Origin of the sequence: Photobacterium sp. GB-1, assembly GCF_003026165.1 — a bacterium.
Classification (GTDB): Bacteria; Pseudomonadota; Gammaproteobacteria; order Enterobacterales; family Vibrionaceae; genus Photobacterium.
In genome coordinates, this window is record NZ_PYOB01000004.1 from 241,887 (window position 1) to 264,750 (window position 22,864).

Annotated in this window: 21 protein-coding genes; 7 read left to right on the forward strand and 14 right to left on the reverse strand. The window is 36.7% G+C overall.

The window, feature by feature from the left end; all coding sequences use genetic code 11:
* Positions 1–94 precede the first annotated feature (94 nt).
* The gene (bla, locus tag C9J45_RS07005; RefSeq protein WP_107208260.1) at positions 95–982 is read right to left on the reverse strand and encodes a class A beta-lactamase; all 888 of its coding nucleotides are present in this window, start codon (positions 980–982) and stop codon (positions 95–97) included.
* Between the two features lie 201 nt (positions 983–1,183).
* On the opposite strand from bla, the gene C9J45_RS07010 reads away from it, so the two are divergent.
* The 4 genes from C9J45_RS07010 (at position 1,184) to C9J45_RS07020 (ending at position 5,031) form a co-directional block, all read left to right on the forward strand.
* Positions 1,184–1,903 carry a sulfite exporter TauE/SafE family protein gene (locus C9J45_RS07010; protein ID WP_107208259.1) on the forward strand — a complete coding sequence of 240 codons (720 nt, stop codon included), beginning with the start codon at positions 1,184–1,186 and terminating at the stop codon, positions 1,901–1,903.
* A gap of 146 nt (positions 1,904–2,049) precedes the next feature.
* Positions 2,050–2,202 (forward strand): hypothetical protein, encoded by a 153-nt coding sequence (locus C9J45_RS21635; RefSeq protein ID WP_199187151.1) that lies wholly within the window; start codon positions 2,050–2,052, stop codon positions 2,200–2,202.
* A gap of 760 nt (positions 2,203–2,962) precedes the next feature.
* The gene (locus C9J45_RS07015) at positions 2,963–3,424 is read left to right on the forward strand and encodes a SulA-like leucine-rich domain-containing protein (protein ID WP_107208258.1); all 462 of its coding nucleotides are present in this window, start codon (positions 2,963–2,965) and stop codon (positions 3,422–3,424) included.
* A 194-nt stretch (positions 3,425–3,618) separates the two neighbouring features.
* Entirely contained in the window at positions 3,619–5,031 is a 1,413-nt protein-coding gene (locus C9J45_RS07020) for a basic amino acid/polyamine antiporter (RefSeq protein WP_107208257.1), read from the forward strand.
* 63 nt (positions 5,032–5,094) lie between these two features.
* On the opposite strand, the gene C9J45_RS07025 is transcribed toward C9J45_RS07020, so the two are convergent.
* The 9 genes from C9J45_RS07025 to C9J45_RS07065 all read right to left on the reverse strand — a co-directional run bounded on the left by C9J45_RS07025 (position 5,095) and on the right by C9J45_RS07065 (position 15,241).
* Positions 5,095–6,411 carry a GGDEF domain-containing protein gene (locus C9J45_RS07025; RefSeq protein WP_107208256.1) on the reverse strand — a complete coding sequence of 439 codons (1,317 nt, stop codon included), beginning with the start codon at positions 6,409–6,411 and terminating at the stop codon, positions 5,095–5,097.
* Positions 6,412–6,597: 186 nt separating this feature from the next.
* Positions 6,598–7,881, reverse strand: a complete 1,284-nt coding sequence (locus tag C9J45_RS07030) for a DEAD/DEAH box helicase (protein WP_107260413.1) — start codon at positions 7,879–7,881, stop codon at positions 6,598–6,600.
* Positions 7,882–8,023: 142 nt separating this feature from the next.
* Positions 8,024–8,353 carry a hypothetical protein gene (locus C9J45_RS07035; protein WP_107247661.1) on the reverse strand — a complete coding sequence of 110 codons (330 nt, stop codon included), beginning with the start codon at positions 8,351–8,353 and terminating at the stop codon, positions 8,024–8,026.
* Positions 8,354–8,484: 131 nt separating this feature from the next.
* Entirely contained in the window at positions 8,485–9,393 is a 909-nt protein-coding gene (nagK, locus tag C9J45_RS07040; protein WP_107292352.1) for an N-acetylglucosamine kinase, read from the reverse strand.
* Between the two features lie 231 nt (positions 9,394–9,624).
* The gene (locus C9J45_RS07045) at positions 9,625–10,350 is read right to left on the reverse strand and encodes a tRNA-uridine aminocarboxypropyltransferase (RefSeq protein WP_107292353.1); all 726 of its coding nucleotides are present in this window, start codon (positions 10,348–10,350) and stop codon (positions 9,625–9,627) included.
* Positions 10,351–10,443: 93 nt separating this feature from the next.
* Entirely contained in the window at positions 10,444–12,525 is a 2,082-nt protein-coding gene (locus C9J45_RS07050; RefSeq protein ID WP_107292354.1) for a methyl-accepting chemotaxis protein, read from the reverse strand.
* A 321-nt stretch (positions 12,526–12,846) separates the two neighbouring features.
* The gene (locus C9J45_RS07055; RefSeq protein ID WP_158260218.1) at positions 12,847–13,191 is read right to left on the reverse strand and encodes a DUF3802 family protein; all 345 of its coding nucleotides are present in this window, start codon (positions 13,189–13,191) and stop codon (positions 12,847–12,849) included.
* Positions 13,192–13,256: 65 nt separating this feature from the next.
* Positions 13,257–14,276 (reverse strand): GGDEF domain-containing protein, encoded by a 1,020-nt coding sequence (locus C9J45_RS07060; RefSeq protein WP_107208249.1) that lies wholly within the window; start codon positions 14,274–14,276, stop codon positions 13,257–13,259.
* Entirely contained in the window at positions 14,273–15,241 is a 969-nt protein-coding gene (locus C9J45_RS07065; RefSeq protein ID WP_107260419.1) for a response regulator, read from the reverse strand. The genes C9J45_RS07060 and C9J45_RS07065 overlap by 4 nt, the downstream gene beginning before the upstream one ends.
* Positions 15,242–15,558: 317 nt before the next feature.
* Here C9J45_RS07065 and C9J45_RS07070 point away from each other — a divergent pair, with 317 nt between their 5' ends.
* The 3 genes from C9J45_RS07070 to C9J45_RS07080 all read left to right on the forward strand — a co-directional run bounded on the left by C9J45_RS07070 (position 15,559) and on the right by C9J45_RS07080 (position 17,996).
* Complete coding sequence (locus tag C9J45_RS07070; RefSeq protein ID WP_107208247.1) at positions 15,559–15,918, forward strand: glutathione S-transferase N-terminal domain-containing protein; 360 nt, start codon at positions 15,559–15,561, stop codon at positions 15,916–15,918.
* A gap of 166 nt (positions 15,919–16,084) precedes the next feature.
* Positions 16,085–16,765, forward strand: coding sequence for a DUF3334 family protein (locus C9J45_RS07075; protein WP_107208246.1), 681 nt, complete (start codon positions 16,085–16,087; stop codon positions 16,763–16,765).
* A gap of 202 nt (positions 16,766–16,967) precedes the next feature.
* Positions 16,968–17,996 carry an acyltransferase gene (locus tag C9J45_RS07080; RefSeq protein WP_107247665.1) on the forward strand — a complete coding sequence of 343 codons (1,029 nt, stop codon included), beginning with the start codon at positions 16,968–16,970 and terminating at the stop codon, positions 17,994–17,996.
* 56 nt (positions 17,997–18,052) lie between these two features.
* On the opposite strand, the gene C9J45_RS07085 is transcribed toward C9J45_RS07080, so the two are convergent.
* The 4 genes from C9J45_RS07085 to C9J45_RS07100 form a co-directional block, all read right to left on the reverse strand.
* The gene (locus tag C9J45_RS07085) at positions 18,053–19,594 is read right to left on the reverse strand and encodes a GTPase family protein (protein ID WP_107247666.1); all 1,542 of its coding nucleotides are present in this window, start codon (positions 19,592–19,594) and stop codon (positions 18,053–18,055) included.
* On the reverse strand, positions 19,578–20,774 hold the full coding sequence (locus C9J45_RS07090) for a YcjF family protein (RefSeq protein ID WP_107247667.1): 1,197 nt from the start codon (positions 20,772–20,774) through the stop codon (positions 19,578–19,580). Before C9J45_RS07090 ends, C9J45_RS07085 begins: the two co-directional genes overlap by 17 nt.
* Positions 20,775–20,837: 63 nt before the next feature.
* Positions 20,838–21,521, reverse strand: a complete 684-nt coding sequence (locus C9J45_RS07095) for a potassium channel family protein (protein ID WP_107208242.1) — start codon at positions 21,519–21,521, stop codon at positions 20,838–20,840.
* A 39-nt stretch (positions 21,522–21,560) separates the two neighbouring features.
* A complete protein-coding gene (locus tag C9J45_RS07100; protein WP_107208241.1) occupies positions 21,561–22,820 on the reverse strand; it encodes a hydroxymethylglutaryl-CoA reductase in 1,260 nt (419 codons plus the stop codon).
* Between the last annotated feature and the right edge of the window lie 44 nt (positions 22,821–22,864).

Consider the following 22,864-nt stretch of genomic DNA (forward strand, 5'->3'; position numbering starts at 1 on the left):
TGAATAGCAAACAAAGTGTTGGAAAAACGTTAGCAATATCAATAGATCATAAAAGCACAACATAAATTACATTGTGCTTTCGTATTCCTGTGTTTTAAGCCCCAAAATGCTGCAAAATAGCCTGACCAATTTGAGCTATTTCTTTATCACGCTCAGGAATACTCGCTTTAGTACCTGTTAGATAAATACTGATCACTAACGGTTGTTTTTGTTCGTTCCATACCACAGCAGTAATACCACGTGAACCATGGCCACCAGCGCCTGAGCGATCTGCAATTTCCCACCCTTTTGGTAAGACTGAACGCAACAAGCCATTTGAAACTTTATTGGCTTTCATCCAGTCTTTCAGTTGTTGTTTTGAAGACGCATTTAAAGCATTACCTAATACTAAATTGCTAATCGTTTTATTCATTGCATAAGGTGTAGTGGTATCACGCTCATCACCTGGTGTTGCCTCATTGAGTAATGGTTCAATACGATCTAACCTTGTTACATTGTCACCACTATCAATTAAAAATGTCGTTACGCCTACTGGGCCACCAATATGACTTAGTACTAAATTCGCCGCTGAATTATCACTGGTTGTCATGGTGGCAAAACACGCGTCTTTTAATGACACCTCTGTGCCGACTTTGTCTTGAAATACTGGCGCATAATCTAAAATTGTATCGGCGTTGATCAGATAGGTTTTATCCATCATGCCATCATTGATTTGGTTATCATGTAGTAACTTTGCACAAGCAAGTGTTTTAAAGGTACTCATTAATGGAAAACGTTGATCGCTGTTATAGCCAAACAACTGCTTTCCTTTGCCATCAACGACTGAGACACCAATTCTTGCACCTAATTGCTTTTCAGCATGTTCAATTGCTGAATTAACTGTGATGTTTTCCGCTAGGCTCACGCTAGAAAAGCCCAAAAGAGAGCCCATTAATACTGAACCAATAATGTGTTTTGATATTTTTTTTGATAAATAACGCATGTACACCTCTGATAATAGCTTTCACATTTTATCAGTAAAAAAATCCATTAAAAGTAACGTTTGCGACATAAAGTTAATTAAAATTGGATAACCACCTATATTTTCATTTACTATTTTACTTTATGCATTATTAGTATTAGTTTGATTTAGTATTTACATAATCTCCGTAACCACCCATATTCAAGCTACTACATAAATATAATGACTATTGAACCTACCACCTTACTTGCGATTGCAGCAATCTTTGTCGGATCTTATGTCCAAACAGCTATCGGCTTTGGTTTAGCAATTGTTTCTGCACCTATTTTAATTGTTTATGCTCCACAATATGTCCCTGCCCCTATTTGCCTTATTGCATTATTTATCTCATTACTTAACGCCTTAAAACATCGCAGTAGTATTGAACTTGGTGGTTTAAAAATGGCCATTTTAGGGCGGGTACCTGGCTCTATTGCAGGTGCGGCTTTACTTGTTTATGTTTCGGCTCATGTCCTAACATTGTGGATTGGTTTACTGGTACTACTTGCAGTGGTTGTGAGTATCTTACCTTATCGGATTGAACCGACGCCTCGTAGAATGGTTATTGCAGGCTTCTTCTCAGGCTTATTCGGTACAAGCTCCGCCATTGGTGGGCCGCCAATGGCGATATTGTTGCAACATCAAGAAGCCAATCAATTACGTGGTAACCTATCAGCATTCTTTGTCTTTAGTTCTATTGTTTCTTTAGCGGCACAAATTCCTGTCGGCTTTCTTTCTTTTGATAAACTTTGGATAACCCTCCCTTTAATCCCAAGTGCATGGCTGGGATATTGGTTAGCGCTCAAGACTACCCAGTCTCTGCCGAAAGAAAAAATACGCTACGCTGCTCTTATCCTGTGCTTAATTTGCGGTATCATTGCCATCTATGAAAGTATCCACTAGTAAATATGTACTCAATATCACATATCACTAAGATTAGTACCCACAGTATCAATTAAACCAAACAAAATGATTGACCATTACCGATACAACTTGATAAACATATGTTAACAAACATTAATTTTTATCAGTTATTTAAGAGGTATAATATGGATATTGTTGTTGCCTTAACGAACGGAAAGTTCGGTATTGTTGAAGACTGCATCACGGCAGATGATATTGAAGGTAGCTGTATTGAGTGCTGGGTTGAAAATGACACAGGCTTTACTTACGAAAAAGCGATTGTCGCATATTGTTTATAGTCTAGTTACTTTAGAATTAAGCATCTAAATAATAGGTGCTTAATTCTCTCATCATATCAAGCCAACTCTATTCAAGAACTATTGTTTTATTTATCTGAAAATATGTTGGCAATTCAATTGATAATTATAGTTAGGGTAAATGCATAGAGCATATCCTAACTATGTTATTTTCCCATCACCTGAGACTACAAAAGTAAGTAATCGCCTCTCCCGCATTAGATCTCATTAACCTATTAACCTTCTTGCAAGCCTTTCTAAATACACATAAATGTCCTATCAGTAATGCTTTTATCTAGATTAATAACAAACCAACAATCCACATAACTATGCATCGGCTATAAGCAATACCGTGACGAATGCGCACAGAGCCATCTTCTATTCCCATTACTACATTAATTACGCTGATTAAACATCCACAGCAGCCTCAACAGTCAATTAACCGATTTAATACTGTAACTGTTTTTAACCCAACCACTGTACAAAACACTGTATGAATTACTGTATAAACACCTGTGACATAGCGCAATATTTTAACTATTGATAATTTTCAGTTTTCATAAAACAAAATAACACAAATAAAACATACTTAAATATTCATTTAAAATCAGATATTTAAATTAATTTGAATTCGAACGCCACCTATAAAAAACCACACAAGATATAAAAAGATCACACAAAAAACACTTGCATCAGGAGCTAAATAAAACTACTGTACACACATACAGTATGTATATATAACCACTAGTTGAGGAAAGCACTAATGAACTACCACTCATCAATTACTGCTTCACAAGTTTACAAGTCAACATTTGCAGCAGATTCAACCCAGCAACCTCTTTCTGCTGCGGTCGGACAACCAATTGAAGTGAGTTATAGTGCAGAGCAGCAAACTCAATTAGCCTATTTCTTACGACTATTAAAAAAAGCGAATAGTGAAAATCGTTGGATCATGTTTATTGGCTATGATGCCTTAATCGATAAGTCATTATTAAAAAATGCAGGTATCGACATCAACAAGGTCTTGCTGTTAAAAACACCTGTTCATCAAAGTAAACATAATTTAATGGTGAAGGCATTAGAAATGGGAAATTGCAGTGCTGTTATTGTTGCTGGTGAAATCGAACAATTTGATACTCCCCTTATATACTCTGCAGCGACCAGCGGACATGCGATGGCATTTGTACTAAATAAAAATACAACAACCCACTTAACTGTGCATTAACATGGACTAAGATCGTAACAAAATGGTTACAGTGACGTAATTTTAATGAGGATAACGTTAATAAGTTTAAATAATTCCCCTTGTTCCATCCCAAATAAACATACAAACTATCATTTTATTAAGATAATGGTTTTTAGGTACATAAAAAGACCATATAATCTTATATATATGATAATTAAAGATTAGGTTACAACATGGATAATAAGCTTGGATTAGGGGCGCTAACAGCACTCGTGATCGGCTCAATGATTGGTGCCGGCGTATTTAGCCTTCCTCAGAATATGGCACTCGTTGCAAGTCCAGCGGCTGTAATGATAGGATGGATGATCACTGGTATTGGCATGATCTTTCTCGCCTTATCATTTCAATACCTTACAATTATAAAACCTGAAATTAATAGTGGTGTATTTGGCTATGCGCAAGCTGGTTTTGGTGACTACATCGGATTTTGTTCCGCATGGGGTTACTGGCTAAGTGCAATGCTAGCAAATGTCTCATATTTAGTGATTGTCTTTAGCACATTAGGCATGTTTTTCGATAAACCTAATGATGTTATTTTTGGACTTGGTAATACGTGGCAATCTGTTGTTGGCGCTTCTATTATTTTATGGCTCGTCCACTTCTTAATTTTGCGAGGTGTTAAAACAGCAGCAAAAATTAATATGGTAACAACCATCGCTAAATTAGTACCTCTATTCTTATTTGTCTTCTTTACCATGCTTGCCTTCAAATGGCACACATTCATTTTTGATTTTACTGGCATTGAGTTTGGTTCCAAACATGACCTACTTGATCAAGTAAAATCGACTATGTTAATCACAGTATGGGTATTTATTGGTGTTGAAGGTGCCGTCGTTGTTTCATCACGAGCTCGCGATCGGAAAGATATTGGCCGAGCAACAATTCTCGGTCTATTAACAGCGCTTATTATCTATATTTTTGTAACGCTTCTTTCTATGGGTATTATCAGCACTCCTGAACTCGCAAAATTACAAAATCCATCAACGGCTAAAATATTAGAACACATTTTAGGACCGTGGGGAGCCGTTCTAATTGGCTGTGGCTTACTTATTTCTGTATGTGGTGCATTCCTTAGCTGGACGGTTTTAGCAACAGAAGCACCGTTCCTTGCCGCTAATAATAATGTATTTCCTAAAATTTATAAGAAACAAAATGAAGCCGGTACTGCCGTTACTTCATTAAACCTAACGACTATTTGTATTCAGGTATCTTTATTTGTAGTGACTTTTGCAGGTGGAACCTACAATAGCATTTTGGTCATTGCCTCTGAAATGATTTTGATCCCCTACTTTTTAGTTGCTGCTTATACGTTAAAAATAGCGATACAAACTAAAAATAGAGGTTCTTTACTCTGGGTTGGTATCTTTGCAACCGTATACGGTATCTGGCTACTCTACGCATCTGGTTTGCACCATTTGCTGTTGTCTGCAATTTTGTATTTACCTGGAGTGTTTTTCTTTATTAAAGCAAAACGAGAACAAAATAAGCCTATTTTTGTAGGTAGAGAAATCTATTTTGTTTTATTCCTTATTACCATTTCAGCGTTTGGTATCTACTTACTTGTAACAGGAAAGTTAGTCATCTAAATTGCAACTAAAAAAGCCGTGTTAATAAAATCAACACGGCTTTTTTCACATCATCTGTTTAACTTATAACTGTCGTTCATTCCAAGCTATCTCAACGCGATTTCTACCACGCTCTTTAGCCTTCATTAAGGCCTCATCAGCACGTTCAATAAAGTGGCTATAATCTTCATTCTCAAGTTCTGCTACACCTAAACTACAAGTCACTTTCATACCGTTATCCCATACAGCACTCTCTATACATTCACGTATTGATTCAGCCAGTTCTGCGGTAGCACCTAAAGGTGTTGCTGGGCAAAAAATCACAAATTCTTCTCCTCCCCAACGAGCAAATACATCAGATTTTCGTACACGCTTATTGATCAAACTTGCAAATCGTCGTAATACTTCATCACCTAAGCGGTGGCCATACTTATCGTTCACTTGTTTAAAGTAGTCAATATCGATAAATATCATTGAAAAAGAAATATTATTAACAATTGAGTGTGTTGTTACCTCTGCTAACCATTCATTAATTTCATGTCTATTACGAGTTCGCGTCAAGGGATCCGTAAATGCTAACTCTTCAAACACCAAGCTTTTCTCGTACAAAGTACGGTTAGCAGCACGTAAACGTTGTGTACGTTCTTCTGTTTCTTTAATCTTTTTTCTTAGATAAATGCGATCAATAATGATAAAAGATATTGCTGTTACTACCCAAAGCGATAACAATATTTTTACTAACGCTTGTTCAGTGATCCTCTCACCATAAAAAACCAGCTTATTTAATCTAATGGAATAATTCGCTTCTTTTACATAACTGCCTGTAGCAACTTCAATGATTGAAATGTTATCAAACTGTCGACTTGATTTATCAACAGGCACTTCGTAATCAGCTATCCACCATGATAAAACTTGGAAAGAACGAAGAGGAAATACAACTAGCCCTTTATCCTCTCCAGGGGCATACTCAATTGCATTAAACTTTAGAGAAATAGGATCTGATAACTTCGCGTAAGCTGAATCATAATTACGTAAATAAATACGAACTCTTTCTCCCTCTAAAGGGCTGTCATAATCAATATCAATCCCAACACTATCATAATCACTAAGATCAATACCTTTATCAACTGAGTCTGTTAGTGATATCGCAATTTCACAAAAAGGCCATTGCGCTTTATTAACGATATCACATTCAAGTAATGCACCATTCCTATCTATATATAAAGACGATTCTGTTGCACCATTCTGTCCTTTATCATCAATAATTTTGTATGTACTATTTACAGGAGACACAATGTACTCTTTCTTTGCGCCACCAAGCATAAACCACCCATAAACAATACAGGTAAAAATAACTAGAAATAATATAGTGTAACGGACTGGTTTTATTAAACCTGTCATGAAAACCTCAGAGACAATTAAAGAAAAAAATATGCATATAATTTAGTAGTAAAACTAACAAAGCTTACCGATTATAACAATAGAATAATCATTAATATGTAAGCCTTATTATACTTTCAGTGCAAAGCATTAACACTAATAAAACAATAAGTTATCTTGAATTTATCATTATTGCCTCACCGTATATTAGCGACGATTTCTATGCTTACCTCTATTCTGGTGGATTCTACTTTTCGACTTTGCTCGTCGCTTTTCAGCTGCTGCACCACGGTGAACAGATTGTGTTTCTATTAATTCAGGATTAGGCTCATAGCCTTCTAACCATTGCTGTGGTAGACGGCTATCTAATAACTCTTCAATCGCTTTTAATGCCCATTCTTCATCAAGGCTCATCAAAGTAATTGCATGACCAGTCATTCCTGCTCGGCCTGTACGACCAATACGGTGAACATAATCTTCAGCTTTGAAAGGCATATCAAAGTTAACTACATATTCAAGTTGCTCAATATCCAGACCTCTGGCAGCAACATCAGTTGCGACTAATACACGAGTCTTACCTGATTTAAAATCATCTAATGCACGTTGGCGCGCACCTTGGCTTTTGTCACCATTGATCGATGACGCTTTAATACCATCTAAACCCAAATCTTTTGCTAACTGATCAGAGCCCTGCTTAGTTTTAGTGAAAACCAATACCTGTCGCCAATTACGAGAACCAATTAAATACGCAAGTAATTCAGCTTTACGATGTTTATCAACAGGGTAAACCATTTGTTCAACGGTTTCCGCAGCAGTATTTGCTGGCGTTACTTCTACCATTTTAGGGTTGGTAAGAATATCAAATGCTAGCTTTTTAACTTGCTTTGAAAAAGTAGCAGAGAAAAATAATGTCTGACGTTCTGCCGGCATTCGCTTCATAATACGTTGAATATCAACAATGAACCCCATGTCTAACATACGATCTGCTTCATCTAATACAAACGTTTCAACTTCAGATAAAGAGACAGAACCATTAAAGACGTGATCAAGTAAACGTCCAGGTGTCGCGACTAAAATTTCAGCGCCTGCATTTAAGGCTTTAACTTGTACATTCATACTCGTACCGCCATAAGCAACCGCCACTTTTAACTCGGTATATTTGGCATACGTTGTAATACTATCAAATACTTGTTGAGCTAATTCTCGTGTTGGAGTCAAAATTAAAGCACGAATTTTATTACGTGACTTCTGATTATTTTCGACCGCTGACGACACCTGCTCAGCTTGCGATGGTAACGTCATTAAGCGTTGTAATAGTGGAAGTGCAAATGCTGCTGTTTTACCTGTGCCAGTTTGTGCACCTGCCATTACATCGTCACCTTTCAATGCCAATGGAATTGCTTGTTGCTGCACATCTGTAGGTGTTGAATAACCTAATTCAGTCAATGCTTTTAACAAATTGGGATGAAGGTTTAGGGATTGAAACGACATAATGATTTCCTAACAGTAAAAACACTTATAACTTTCGATACAAGTAAGAACCGTGAGTCTACCATAAAAGGAAATAAGCGAGCTTTTATCAATTGAAACAATATATAAAAATTATCAACAATGCAGATTTATAGAAAGGATGTTATTGGATATAGAGCTGTTTTTTTATTCTATAAATTCGCAGTTCTCTGATAGTAACAAAAACAAAATTGATAATCACAGTGATAAACAGGAAAGATGCTCCTAGTGGAGAATAGTCGAAGCTCATCATAAGATAGCCTAATGCACTGAATGAAATTAAAACTAATATCCACCTCAATGGCGAACCAAATCGTAAATCGTCGCGTTTCTTATCGTAATACACTGAAAAACGGCCTAATAGAAAGCCAAACTTAATGTCTAAACCATAAGATTTTATCTCATAAGGCTGCGAGATTTTTTTTAATTCCTGCTCAAGCTCTGCAATATCCATATTCATTTCCTTATAGAAGTATATCCATACTAGCAATTTAAAAATAAGAATTTTAAACAGAGGTAAAATTATGAGGCTCGTTTAACAAAAAAGAGCTCTATAAGAGCCCTTTTGATTGAATCTAAAAAATATTATTTTATATTTAAGAATGCCGCACCACGTACGCCACCCGCATCACCATATTTTGCTTTCACTACTTTTGGCGCAACAGCTACAGACAATAAATATTTAGGTAAACGCTTTGGTAATTCATCGTAAATAACATCAAAATTAGATAAACCACCACCAAGTACCACAACGTGCGGATCTAAACCAGTAAAGATATTAGCGAAACAGATAGCAAGCAACTCTAAGAAACGTTCTACATGCTCAACTGCTTTTTCTTCACCTTCACGATAATGACCAATAATTTCAATTGCTTTTAACTTTTCACCGTAATAGTGCTGGTATAACAATTCAAAACCACGACCCGAAAGATAATTATCAATACAGCCTTTTTGACCACATCCACAACCGAGTAACGGTGCATTTTCACCTAAAAACAACCATGCATCTAACGGTAATCGAGCATGGCCTAGTTCACCACCTACATGGTTTAGACCAGAAAACACCTTGCCATCAAATACCATACCACCGCCAACGCCAGTACCAAGGATCAAACCTAGTACTGATGGCGAATCTTTATGTTCATCATCCCACGCTTCAGATAATGCAAAACAATTCGCATCGTTATCAAGTGCCACTTTACGACCCAGTTTCGCTTCTAAGTCTGCACGTAACGTGCGCCCTTTTGCAGCAGGAATATTAGACGTTAATACAACGCCATTTCGTGCATCTTCAATACCAGGAATACCGATGCCTACCAAGCCTTCACAACCAAATTTTTCATCGGCTTGTTGAACCAAAGTAACAACTATATCGATTAACTTATGGTAATCATCACCTGGTGTTGCCACACGCTCTGTTGCTACACGCTCAAGCTTTTCATTAAATGCCCCAAATTCAATTTTGGTACCGCCGATATCAAAGCCGTAGTACATCCTATAACCTCACAAATAATGCTAACAACACCCGACCAGTGTACAAAACTTTCACTACTTTGAAAATTATCCACACTAAGCACCACTCTATCTGTGACTAATAGCAAATTTAGCCTCATGATGAGGTGTAAAGATCTCGTTTAAAGAAATAATTTAGCTAAATTACATAATCATCACTGATTAAATGACAACCTCTCTCATTAACAACAAGTGACAAGGTAACGTTTACATTTAATTTCCGTACTCAAGCATAAAACTTTGAAGTGTTTTTAAGGCAGAGTCATCAGGCAATAGTCGATTCATTTTACCTGTGATGTAATTTTCACGAAATACATCAAACCACAGGTCTAACATTTCAGCATTTTCATGCTCACCAAATAAATCAACAATTTTAGCAGCAACTTCTGCTGTACCTAATTGGTTATCCTTAGACGCCTCACGCATTTTATAACGTGATGGTTTATCAGGGTTTATCGATAAGACTGGGAAATTATTTAAGTAAGGACTTTTACGAAACATTTTTTTTGCTTCAGCCCAACTACCATCCAGCATGATAAATAATGGACGTTTGCCGTCTGGCAGCTCAACGTTTTCGGCAACACGTTCAGGCTCTGCATATTCAGCAGGAAAAACCACATAAGGTTGCCATTGTGGATCATTAAGCAGTGCTAACATCTCTGTATTCGGTTCAGTACGAGACCAAATATAAGCGAAGGTATCTTCAAAAACATCAGCAATCAAACGGCCTGTATTGCTTGGTTTTAAGATCTCGTCATCGAACATGATGAGTAGAAACGCAGCATTCGATGTTGCTAATGGTCGATACTCACAAACACAAAGATGAGTTCGCAGCATACATTGACGACAACGCTCAACTTTACAACCGCGAGCTAAAAATGGACGAGTCGAACGCGCTAAACGTTCGTCATATAAAGTATGTACAGCATGTATGCGCATGAAGGATAACCTGAGACAAAATGAACTGCCGCATTCTACCGAATACCATGCGCAACATACAAAAATTAACTCTATCCAGTTCGTCTCTGATTATTAATTAGTCGATACTGGCGTTTCAAATGTTAAGACGGGATCATTTTCATCTTCTAAATGATAACGGCTCAACATACCTTGTTGTTGTTGCGCGATGACAGCGACACGTTCAGCTTCATCAACAAGCGTATCAAGCTGGTGATTATTTTGTTGAGCACGACTTGCAACCTGCTCCAAATTTTGGGCAACATGTTGTGACGCTCGTTCTTGTTGTTGTGTCGCGACGGCAATCGTCACCATTTGTTGATTGATATCTGAAATAGTATTTTTGATCAAATTGATAGCTTGTTGCACATCACTGCTACGTTCAATAGACGACATCATTTCTTTACGACTCACTAACATCGCTTCATTGACGTCATCAGCCGCTTTATGAAGCGAGGCTATCGTATTGCGAATAGACTCTGTTTGTTGATTCGTTTCACTTGCCAATTGACGAACTTCATCTGCAACAACAGCAAACCCACGGCCTTGTTCTCCCGCTCTTGCTGCTTCAATGGCTGCATTTAAAGCCAGTAAGTTAGTGTTATTCGCGATAGAACTTATAAGCTCCACGACTTCTGTAATTTCTTTTACGTAATTATCTAACTCTTGCATTCGCTTTTCATTAATAGCGAATTGCTCTTCTAGAGCTAATAAGCCTTGAGTACTGCACTCAATAATCCCAACACCATTTAAAGCTAATTGTTGAGCCTTTTGCGCTTGTTTTTCTGATTCAGAGCTACTTTGCGAGATCTCTCGAATAGATCCTTCAAGTTGTGTCATCGATGTTGTTACAACAGCCAATTCCTCACTTTGATTTTGTAGCGCAACACGCGAAGTTGTAGAAGCGTGCATGCTTAATTCAGCAGCACTGGTTAACTCATTACTGTTAGTAATTAACTGCTGTAGTGATTCTCTATCATGTTCACACAGATCGTTGAGCACTTGTGCTAACTGAGCAAATTCACTAGCAGCATTAGTATTTGCCTTAACCGTTAAATTCCCCTCACTAATTTTATTTACAACGTCACTAATATGTTCAATCGACTTTTTCACTACGCGGCTTATCCACGTTCCTGCAAGCACTGAAATAATTAACCCAATGATGCTAAAAATTAGGAACATTTGTCGTGCATCATTGCTTGCATGTGTAAAACCATTTTCACCATTTTTAATTAAGCCATGTGATTGCTGGGTAATCACTTGGAGTAAATCCATAATCAAACTAGTTTGGTGTTTAACTTCGGTATATTTAATGCTTTGTTCTTCATTTAGTTTCAATACATTTAAATAACGTTCAATATATCCCTGTTTGGCAAATAACTTTTTTACCATTTCAAATGGCACAGTGAGGCTTGAAAAATCATTTATCGCACCATTTTCACGTACCAATTCACCCCAAGCAAATTTCATCCCTGATAAATTCGTACGTTTAAGATCTTTTGCTATCAACTTTGCTTTAACCAAATCAGGTTCTGTGACTAACAGCATCAAGTTACCGCTTAACTCTACAGCATGATTTAAAAAGTTAGTGACATTACTCATCGCATACTCGTTATCAGAATATAACGTTATACCAACACGACTCATTTCCGAACGAACAGATGAAACCGCATAGTTCATCGTTGAGCGCTCAGTTGCTAGCTTTTCTTTATTTAGAATAATTTCTTTTTGAATGGAATAAATATCAAACGCTAATTGATTAATGGATTCAACTTCAGACAAGTATTTTTCTGCATATTGTTTTAACCAGTTTATCTTATAAGTTTTTGCTAGTATCTCTAACTCTTTACCTGCATCTTCACCTTGGCTATGCATATTCTTATAAATAGCAAATGTTTGATTCAGTGACTGTTCATTATTACTCATCAACATATCACTTAAACTTTGCTCAACTTCTAATGCACTTGTCACAATCGCGGCGTTTTTTAATGATACTGGCACCGCTTGGTTGCTTAATACATCAAACTCTCGGGTCATGTTATTTAATCCATTATTACCCGAAAAAGAAAGCGTAAGACTGATTGTTACCAGTATTGCTAAAACAAACTGAATTCTTAAAACAACAGATAATTTTTTTGCGCGATGTGCTTGCTTCATTAACCTATCCTCAGAACATTGTTAAGAGAGAAAAGTAAAAAGCAAAATGCTAACTACCAATTATTAATATTATGAATACTCTCTATGGAGCATTAAGGTAATAATTAATTGTTAAAGAAATATTTCAATTATTTATTTTATTAATATTCTTGTTTTTAATGATAATAGACATGAATTAAGTTCTACTTAACTCACATTCCATATAGGGATTTTTGATGGTTTTTATATGATAAAATACAGCATAAAGTTGAAATAAAATATGACATTAAATGCCTTATTCCTTTTCTGCATTTATTAAATGGATTAACTACATTAAAATTTTTAATAAATTTTTAAAATTGCTGAGTCAAATAAGTTTTTTACTAAACTAATAAAGTCTTCTAAGAAACTAATTTGCACATCAGAAGCTTCACATAACCAAATTCCTTCAAGAACTTGATTGAGATCAGCAAGAACTAAATCAGCTTCTTGCATTAACTGAAAACGAACATCTTGCTCAATATCAGGGTTTTGCAAAAATACGGTCATCAATTGCGTTGCGATTAAATCAGTGACGACATCTTCTATAGTAATGCTTTTTTCAGATACGGATAACCCTTCAAATAAGGTTAAACTTGAGGCTAAATACTCAACTAAAGCTTCATATCCTTCTGTATTTACGACCAGATTTTCCACAATACTATCCATATATAATCAGAAAATTTTTATATACTTTACTCTTTATTTTTTCATTAACCAATATTTCTATTGAATTCATTGATATTTTTTACATTTGTCGCTAGTGAAGTAAATTTACCATCCGCTTGCATTACTGTCGTTTGATTTCGTCCTTTATTCTTCGATTCATACAGAGCAGAATCAGTTTGTTCTAGCCATGATTCATAGTTGGTTATACCTGGGTGTAACTGGCACACACCTAAACTTATCGTGACATTAATTGTCTTACCATCAACAACAACATTCGCCTTTTCTACTTTTTTACGTAATCTTTCAGTAAAATAGCTGGTCATATCTGCCGTAGTTCCAGGTAAAATCACACCAAACTCTTCTCCCCCATAGCGCCCTGCTATATCGCTTTGCCGTTTTGCTTTTCGAACGATGTCAGCAATCGTTTTAATGACGGCATCACCAGCAACATGGCCATAAGTATCATTAACATTTTTAAAATGATCGATATCAAACATAACTAGTGTCATCGATTGATGCATTTGCTGATAGTGTTCAAACTCTTCAACTAAACAATTTTCCCAATGCCCACGATTATACAGCTGGGTTAATCGATCTGTGATACTAAGATGAGTTAATTGCTCGTTTGACTCCCTTAGGTGGTTTTTATTTTTAGCTATATCCGTGACATCTGTAATCGTTAAACAGATATGAGTATATTCACCAGTCAAAGACTTCAAAGGTGTTAATGTCATGTTTTGATACATGAAATCAGCACCTCCAGAGATTGGACTAAAATTACTAAACTTGAATACCCAAGGACGATCTTCCCATGCAGAAAAAGAGCGCATTCGTAATTTAAATGTTGATGATATTTTATTTTTTAGCCAATTCTTAGGTAAATTCTCTACAACATCAAATAAAGGCTTACCCATTATTTGATCGGTTGATATACCGCTATATGCCTGCATAAATGTATTCCATGCATATACATTGTAATCTTTATCCAATATCACAATCCCTGCATCCAAATGATCAAGGACCTGCATGGTTAAATGAAAATCAGCTAATGAAATATCACTCAATTTAATGTTTCCATAATCTGGTGAATAACTTTAGTGGAGTGACTATCCATCATAAATAGTACTTCACATTCAAGATCCAGTGTTTCAGCTTTATATACGTATTCCACGGTAAAAAAATCACTCTCTTCATACTCTTTCTGACTCAAATTCATATATTCTTCTAAAATGATTGGCTGCCGAACTGAGAATGGAATACTTATTTGTTCTGATAAAGCAACGAGAAAAGAAGAAACCATGATATTACTAATATCAATAACAACTTCATTTTTATCTTCATTTGTTTGACTAAAACCCAATTTTTCGCCAAACGAAAGAATATCTTTACCGCGTAAATCAACTAAAGCTTCACCATGAATACCACCACCGACAAACCGTTGAGCAATTGCAATTGATTGATGATCACTACGAATATCAGCAATTGTCATAGCAAGATCGCTACTTTGCATAGTGGCGACATATGGCAATGGCATTTTAATAAACTCACCAAGATGGTCTGAAATAATTGCAGCACCACGACCAAGTGAGATATTTGCGATTTCTCTAAAACCTTCAATATAATCAACAGATAAAGTGTTATCGTTCGCGGTTGTATTTGTTAACACCGTGATTTGTAAATTCGATAACAGTTGTTTGAGCTTTTTCTTGTCAAATGGCTTTGACAAAAAATAATCGGCACCAAGCATCAAACAACGCCTTGCTGCTTCTTTTTGGACATCTGCAGAAATAATCACAATTGTAGGCTTATAACTGAAACTCGGAAGTCGTTTTAATACTTCAAAACCATCCATGATAGGCATAGTCAGATCTAGAAAAACGACATCAATATTATTTTTAGCTATTTTATCTAGGCCATCACTACCATTTTCAGCATAATATAAATTTATGTCATAGCTATCCTTCAACAAACGCGTCATTGATTTATGGACTAGCGGTGAGTCATCACAAATTAGTATATTTTTCGCCATAACAATAGATTAGGATCTTTTTAACATTAATAAAAATATCATAGAGATATTGCTACAAATATCTATCATTTGGTTATGAAATTTAGTTGATAAGTGACATTGGTCTAATTTTTGACTTTGGTTCCAAAAATTACATTACAACAGAGTGATAAGTTTATCGATGATATTCGGATAAGCTTGTATTTATACTCGTAAAGTGATGTTGCCGTTATAATAAGATGACTATAAATGACCATAATTTCACGGTATTCTAATACTGTCCATTTGGATGTATGAAAATAAATTAACACTATATTAATTATGTAAGGTTTGTCAGTATGAAGGTTATTCGCTGGATTCTTGGGCGTATTATTCTTGTCCTAAATTTTATTTTTTCTCCTCGCGGGATAAAACGCTCTTCCGAACAGCAAAATGAGGTCAACAAAGCGGTAGCTAAACTCAAGTTATATCAATTTGATGCATGCCCTTTTTGTGTAAAGGTACGTCGCGAAGCTAAACGACTAAGCTTACCGTTAGAAACACGTGATGCAAAAGTATCACCTTGGGAGCAAGAATTAATCGAACAAGGCGGTAAGCGCAAAGTTCCTTGTTTACGCATTGAAAAAGAAGACGGCGTTGAATGGATGTATGAGTCTAGCGATATTATCGCCTATCTTCAAAAACGTTTTAATGGCTAGGTTACAGAGTTAAAATCCTCCCCAAATAACCTTTTAATAACAACGACTAAAGTTCCCTCTTTTGATGCCGATAAACAACCGTTATTGTTTTATCGGCATCTTCTCCACTTTATTAAAGCAACTATTTAGTGGCTGCCTTCAACATCTTGATACAACAGGACGTACAATGAGAAAATTAAAAACCGTCACTACTGATGATATTCTATTAAAACTGTGCCAATCACTTTCCGATGTCTTATCTAAAGCAACAGAAACTGACGTTTCCTATTCCGCCATGGTACAAAAAATTAATAAAACAAGTTTAAAACCTGATATTGGCTGCTTTGTACTATTTGATGGCGGTTTTACTGGTTTAGTCGTTACAAACTTTACCAACCAAGCAGCAATGGAGCTTTATAAAGAATATATGCTACGTATGGGGATTTCTGAAGATGAGCTCGCTGTACATCATACCTCTGATGAGGTTGCGAATATTCTTGGTGAATTAATGAATCAAGTCGTTGGGGATTTTACGGGTAAGATCGGACGTGAGTTAAAAGTCTCAATTACTCAGAACCAACCAAAAATGTTAGCACTCAACAAACAAATCTTATTATCTGTTGATACCAACTTAGATCGCCCTCAAGCTCGTCGTGTTAGCTTTACTACAGCCAAGAACAACATTTTCTATCTTGAATTTGCTATGGATAAAACCGAATTTATCCAACTAGAAGAATTTGAACAAGACACTCAAGACACCGACAGCATTTTTGAATCAGCCAAGCTTGAACAACAAAAGGAAAATGCTAAAAATCAAACGTTAAAAGATATTAACGACCAAGATCTCTTTGATCAACTAGGCATTTAATCTAATAGGTTTTAATGAATATTTAATAGGCAATATATTACTCTCATGTATTGCCTTTTCTCAAAACAAATATCGGTGTGAGATATTAGTCACATTTTATATCTATTCCTCCTGCTAACCACTCTTTTCCCCTTCAGTTTAATTTACAAAATAGACTTTTAAGTTTACCTTCTTTGCGAAATTATTTGATGAGAATGCTGTAATGACACACAAGCGTATTACTAGTTTTGAATCTGGGCGACTCATTGCTTTACTCGCAATTATAGGCTTACACAGTCAAGTCTTTATGAAAACACCGTTGATTTTCGGAGAGCCCCTCATTGGGATGTTCTTAAATCAAATGAGTCGTTTTGCTGTGCCGCTATTTTTCATTATTGCAGGTTATTTTTATTACCCAAAATTAGTCGCCAGCACGTCAAAAGAAGATGTTTTAGTAAAGTACGCAAAACCTCTGCTCATTATGTGGTTAAGTTGGAGTGTTGTTTTTCTAATAATCCCTTTTAACTTTTCGATACTACTCAGTGACGGTTACCTTGCCGAGCGCAGTAATCACTGGAATAGTTTACTTGCAAACCCAATAAATACTTTGTTTGAAGGTTCTCTTGTACACTTGTGGTACATCCCTGCTCTAATTTGCGCGATAAGTATCATAACCTTGTTACATAAATATCGCCTTGATAACCTACTATTACCTGTTGGTTTAATATTATTCATTTATGGTTGTGCTGCAGGCAGCTATGTTCCAATTACAAATATAGAAGCACCAATTTTAACCCGTAACGGCCCCTTTTTTAGTACGTTATTTGTTGTATTAGGTTATGAAATACATCGTCGCCAGATAACATTGAATACCAAACTAAGCTTAATTATTGCTAGTATTGGTTTTGCTGTATTTTTAATAGAGGCAAATTACCTCTATTTCTTTGCTAATGGTGCCTTTTATCATGATTTCTTATTAAGTTCACCAGTATGGGCTGTAGGGATTTTCTTATTTCTTCAAGATAAGTCTAATTTTGGAGAACAGTTAAAGCCAACAGCATTTAGTAAAGATATTTTAGGTATATACCTCTGTCATTTACTTATTGTTATTTACTTTTTTAATTTGGTTTTCATGCTTAATATCAATCCGATATTATCCAGCTTTTTAGCATTACCTTTTGCTTTTATCATTTCATTCCTCTTAGTGAAGCTCTTACGGAAACTCCCTTTTGGGTATCTATTAGTTCGCTAACAGCATGAAAAAAGCCCTCTCGTTTACACTTGAGGGCTTTGTTCATTTACATATTTTTATTTTACTGCAGCATCAAAAACCAGTTTGCCTAATCGATACAATCGTTGAGCTTGCTCGGTATAATCAATACGATCGCCATCAATACGACGACGATTTAACTGGGTATTGATACCCTCTTGATACACCTCTTGAATCGTCTCTTGAAGTACATCTAAGTTATAAGTCAATCTTTCACTACTAACAGATAATGGAATGATAGTGTCGCTTTTCATCAAGTTTTGGTTGTAATTAACGGCATCTAAAATGATTTCCCCTTTCTTGGTTTGGATATCATTCAAATCATAAGGGGGTAACCATTCATCAACAGGCTTCAGCTTATCCACCTGATTAACAAGAACAATGATCTTTGGTGCTTTACGATGCTGATTTTTCGGTTGTGTATAAAAATCTTCAATCATCTGTTTTAACGTAATATCAGCTTGGCGCGATGATTGATTCGCTTTAAGTACCCACAACACCACATCACTCTGCGTAACTTGTTTTAACAGCATTTGATTAATACTTTCAGTACCGTCAATACCAGGTAGATCAATTAAATTAATCACATCGGTTCCTTCGACTTCGCAACGATAGGTTGTTGCTTTATCTGTTGAAGGTAACGCACTAATTTCTGCCGACATCTCCCCTAGTAAACCATTAACCACAGATGATTTACCCGCACTAATTTGCCCTATTACTGCAACACGTAGTGGTTCAATAGGAACCGCTCCAGCCTGTTGATCTTTGTCATGCATTTTACTGTGCGGAACGGAAGCATCATCAAGTTTGAAATGACCGCTATAAAGATCGATGGCGACTGAGGCAACTTCTTGTAGCAAGGTCATTTTTAGTTTGGTTTGCACTTCTAAGCTGACATCATCAAACAGCTTACCTAACACTAATCCGCGCGCTTCTGCTAACCATCCTGTTGGTGTTGCAATACGAAATAATCGATAGACATCATAGGCAGATTTCGCATAGCCCACTTTATCCTTTAACTGATAGCCTTGCTGAAGGCTCTTTAATGTTATTTTCTCAGCAAATGGCACATGCTCTTGTAAAAAATAACGATAACGCCGACTTACTTCTTCCACCATAAGTAAAAACTCAGGAGCAGTAAAAGATAGGCGTTGGGCTGATTTACCTTTATTAAAACGATCCGCGACTTCTGCAACTAAGACATATGCATGCGCTTGTAATGACTCCCACTCAGGTGCATCACTCAGTTGTTGCTGAATGATCAATGTTACTTCTTGCCACACCTGATTTTCATGCGCTCCCCATTGAGGATTACCTTCCACATGCAATGGGGCTAAATCATCACTGACAGCATCACTCACTACTCTTTTTCGGCGAATAAACCAATAAGGGACAAAAACAATCAAACACGAAATTGCAATTAAAGCGAAAAACAGTATCCATTGGCCATTATTGATTAATGCGACAATACCAAAGCCTGATAACACGACAACTGGCAATAAAATAGCAACAGCCACCAGCGGAATAAAACCATCTGATAACTGACTAATAAGTTGATAACTCTTATTTACGCGCTTCATGGCTATCCTTACTATCAAGATTATTTTGATTAACTTGCTGGTCAGCCACTTTTTTAACTGATTTAAACGCTTGTTGATACGTTGTCTTTAATAACTCTTTCGATACGGTTTCACCTTTACTCCGGTGGTAGAGGTACATAGCGGCGGCACGGCCAATCGCATAAGAGGATGAAAAGCTCATTGCGGCAGCCGTCGCACTACCGACAGTTTGCCCATAAGCGGGAATAAATTTTACTAACTGATTAACGCTTAACTTGGAGATATAATGCAATAAGAAACCCGATCCAAGCATACTAATAAATTCTGCATAGTCTTTCTTATTCCACGTCACACCATATTGATTGGCAAGGCTGTGTAACATTTTTCCTTGAATAGCTGGAACCGTAAATAAGCCAATGGCTGGAATCGCATCACTCGCGCCTGCAGCACCTGCATACCATAAGACTTCTTTACGTAATCGCTCGAAGTTTTGCTCTTCTCTATTACTGTGAGCCTGTTTATTTGAGAGAAGGCTCAACATAGGCAGCGTTTCAGAAAGCACAGCATTTAAGGTATCTAAGCCGATGTACTGTTGCTCATCAGGGATCAAATCAACCCCAATTGGCTGATAAGTATTTAATTGTTCATCCGTATTTTTCGCTTGCCATACGGACTCTTTAATACCCCATACTTCCATAACACGCTGATGATTATAAAAAATGGCTCGCTCGCGTTCTTGGCTATCATTCAGGCTATTTATTGCCGTGTGAACAACCAATAAATGTTTAATTTTGCCTGAACGCTTAATGGTTTTTAACGCCTCAAGAACCGATGATTGTTCTGGTTCTTCAGCTTTCATGATAACGATCAGTGCATGGCTTTTACCGCTACACATCGCTATGTCCTCAGCAGGATCATAATTAGCTTCTGCCAAACCTCGGGTATCTAGAAAACGAACTAATGGGCTATCTGTTGGGTATTGGTAAACTTCTGCAGTACGTGTGCACGGTTGAAAACCGTTACCGATCTCAACCGCACTACTTCCTGTAATGGTTTGAATAACCGTCGATTTACCCGCACCTGTTTTACCCAAAAGCCATAATGTTGGAATATGCTTTTGCCATTCATCGAATGCGGGCTCAAGCTCTGGATTAACCGTTGGGTTAATATAATCATAAACTTTCTTGAAAAAACGATTCATTGTTTATAAATACTCAATAACGTTCAAAAACAACGACTATCGCTTTTATCAAACGATAGTTAACTACTCATCACGACCTAAATGCTTACTGCCACTAGAACTGACTAAACTCGATACTACAATTGCCATATAAAACACGCCGACAATAGCTTCTAAATATGCGAAAACTTTCGCAATCGAAGAGACCGGTAAAATATCGCCATAACCTAATGTCGTTAAGGTAACAAAACTAAAATACGCCGCATCAGAGAAATTTTCATGCCATGGCCCTGAATTGATACCATGAATTGAATCGGGGAAAACACGAACAAGAATCAAATACGCAATCGCCCACATTAATCCAAGCAATAAAAATAATGCCATAGAGCCAATGATCTTATTGGTATTTATTGAGCCTGTGAACAGGATCTGACGCATAATAGATTTAAACGTGCCAAAAAAGAATACAAACATCAGCGATAGCATAATAATTTCAATTTCTTCAATACCTAATAGGATTCTAGCAATCATCGCCATAATCCAGATTCCGACCAAAGATGTTAAAAAACGAAACCATGACCTATCAAAACGTAAGCTTAATAAGCAGACAATAAACGTAATGACAGTAAAGGCCTCTAACGCATACTGAACTATGCCATGCGGGATCACTTTTTCTAGTGACGCACTAATTAATAAGCTTATTAAAGCTATCGTCAGAAAAAAGAAATTATTCTGCGAGTTAATTTGTTCTATCTTTTTTTGTAACACAGTATTCTATACTCCATGTAATATACCATCTAATTAAGCTTATCGTGCTAACCGATGATGCGCTTTGGCAAAATGGCCTGAACAAAAAGCTCCAATAATTGAAAGTTCACCGGCTAAACATAATACGGCACACACTTCTGCTAATGCTTGAGAGTGGCCACTTCCATATAAACCTAATAGTTCTAAACACGCTTTTTGGCTAGGGAGATGTGTTCCTCCACCTACAGTCCCTACCATTAAATTGGGTAATGTCACCGATACGCAAAGAACATCATGTTGATTTAGTTCCATTCGCGTTATACCAACAGAAGATTCCGCAACACATGCCGCATCTTGCCCACATGCAATATAAAATGCAGCAAGCGCATTCGCATAATGTGCATTAACACCGATAGTACCGCTTAACGCACCGCCTACTGTGGTCATTTTGCCAAAGTCGACCATTTTTTCAGGGGTCGTATGAAGATATTTCTTCACTAGCTCACGGCTTAAATGTACTTCAGCAGTCACTTTCTTCCCACGAACCGAACGCAACGTTTGTGCCGTTGCTTTTTTATCACCAGATAAATTACAGTCTAGAAAGGCTTCAACAGGTTTAATCGGTGTATTAGCAAGAATATATTCAAAAACGGCATTAGTTGAAATCGTCACCATGTTTTGACCAGATGCGTCACCGGTTAGATATTCAAATACCAAGTAAACATGATTACCTTCCATGCTCAAATTAATGTCTGATAACTTACCGTAGCGCGTGGTTGATTCTGCAATCGTTTTAAAAGTATCGTATTGTGTTGTGACCCAAGTAATAAATTTGCTCGCCTGTACAAGTGATTCAAACGCAAAACCTGGTGCTCGTGTTACGCCTTCATTTAACAATATAGCACTTGCTCCTCCTGCTTCACTGATCAGAAGAGCCCCACGATGATAAGATGCAACTAATGCCGCTTCTGTTGTTGCTAATGGCACAAAGTACTCACCACTAGCAAATAGACCATTCACTTTTAAAGGCCCTGCAATACCTAACGGCAACTTTACTGAGCCAATAAAGTTTTCTATGTTCTTTTCGTAGCAATGCTGTTGTTGCTGAGTTTCGGTATCATACAAAATAGTTTGAGAGTTAATGTTATTCAACACTTCCCAGCGTTTGGCGATGATACGATCACTGATATATGGGTTACGCGGTAACTTTTTTGTTAATTGTTTTACTATGGGATCAAGGCGTTGATGTAATTGCGAAGAAGAAAGCTGACCTAACATGGAGGTCACATAATCCGGACGATGTAAGTTAAATTTTGGCATGAATACAACACATTACTAAATGAATGCGTATTATATCGCTAAAC

What these genes read in the sequence shown, in the direction of transcription:
- bla (WP_107208260.1), bottom strand. Translation starts at nt 982, where the DNA reads ATGCGTTATTTATCAAAAAAAATATCAAAACACATTATTGGTTCAGTA.
- C9J45_RS07010 (WP_107208259.1), top strand. Translation starts at nt 1,184, where the DNA reads ATGACTATTGAACCTACCACCTTACTTGCGATTGCAGCAATCTTTGTC.
- C9J45_RS21635 (WP_199187151.1), top strand. Translation starts at nt 2,050, where the DNA reads ATGGATATTGTTGTTGCCTTAACGAACGGAAAGTTCGGTATTGTTGAA.
- C9J45_RS07015 (WP_107208258.1), top strand. Translation starts at nt 2,963, where the DNA reads ATGAACTACCACTCATCAATTACTGCTTCACAAGTTTACAAGTCAACA.
- C9J45_RS07020 (WP_107208257.1), top strand. Translation starts at nt 3,619, where the DNA reads ATGGATAATAAGCTTGGATTAGGGGCGCTAACAGCACTCGTGATCGGC.
- C9J45_RS07025 (WP_107208256.1), bottom strand. Translation starts at nt 6,411, where the DNA reads ATGACAGGTTTAATAAAACCAGTCCGTTACACTATATTATTTCTAGTT.
- C9J45_RS07030 (WP_107260413.1), bottom strand. Translation starts at nt 7,881, where the DNA reads ATGTCGTTTCAATCCCTAAACCTTCATCCCAATTTGTTAAAAGCATTG.
- C9J45_RS07035 (WP_107247661.1), bottom strand. Translation starts at nt 8,353, where the DNA reads ATGGATATTGCAGAGCTTGAGCAGGAATTAAAAAAAATCTCGCAGCCT.
- nagK (WP_107292352.1), bottom strand. Translation starts at nt 9,393, where the DNA reads ATGTACTACGGCTTTGATATCGGCGGTACCAAAATTGAATTTGGGGCA.
- C9J45_RS07045 (WP_107292353.1), bottom strand. Translation starts at nt 10,350, where the DNA reads ATGCGCATACATGCTGTACATACTTTATATGACGAACGTTTAGCGCGT.
- C9J45_RS07050 (WP_107292354.1), bottom strand. Translation starts at nt 12,525, where the DNA reads ATGAAGCAAGCACATCGCGCAAAAAAATTATCTGTTGTTTTAAGAATT.
- C9J45_RS07065 (WP_107260419.1), bottom strand. Translation starts at nt 15,241, where the DNA reads ATGGCGAAAAATATACTAATTTGTGATGACTCACCGCTAGTCCATAAA.
- C9J45_RS07070 (WP_107208247.1), top strand. Translation starts at nt 15,559, where the DNA reads ATGAAGGTTATTCGCTGGATTCTTGGGCGTATTATTCTTGTCCTAAAT.
- C9J45_RS07075 (WP_107208246.1), top strand. Translation starts at nt 16,085, where the DNA reads ATGAGAAAATTAAAAACCGTCACTACTGATGATATTCTATTAAAACTG.
- C9J45_RS07080 (WP_107247665.1), top strand. Translation starts at nt 16,968, where the DNA reads ATGACACACAAGCGTATTACTAGTTTTGAATCTGGGCGACTCATTGCT.
- C9J45_RS07085 (WP_107247666.1), bottom strand. Translation starts at nt 19,594, where the DNA reads ATGAAGCGCGTAAATAAGAGTTATCAACTTATTAGTCAGTTATCAGAT.
- C9J45_RS07090 (WP_107247667.1), bottom strand. Translation starts at nt 20,774, where the DNA reads ATGAATCGTTTTTTCAAGAAAGTTTATGATTATATTAACCCAACGGTT.
- C9J45_RS07100 (WP_107208241.1), bottom strand. Translation starts at nt 22,820, where the DNA reads ATGCCAAAATTTAACTTACATCGTCCGGATTATGTGACCTCCATGTTA.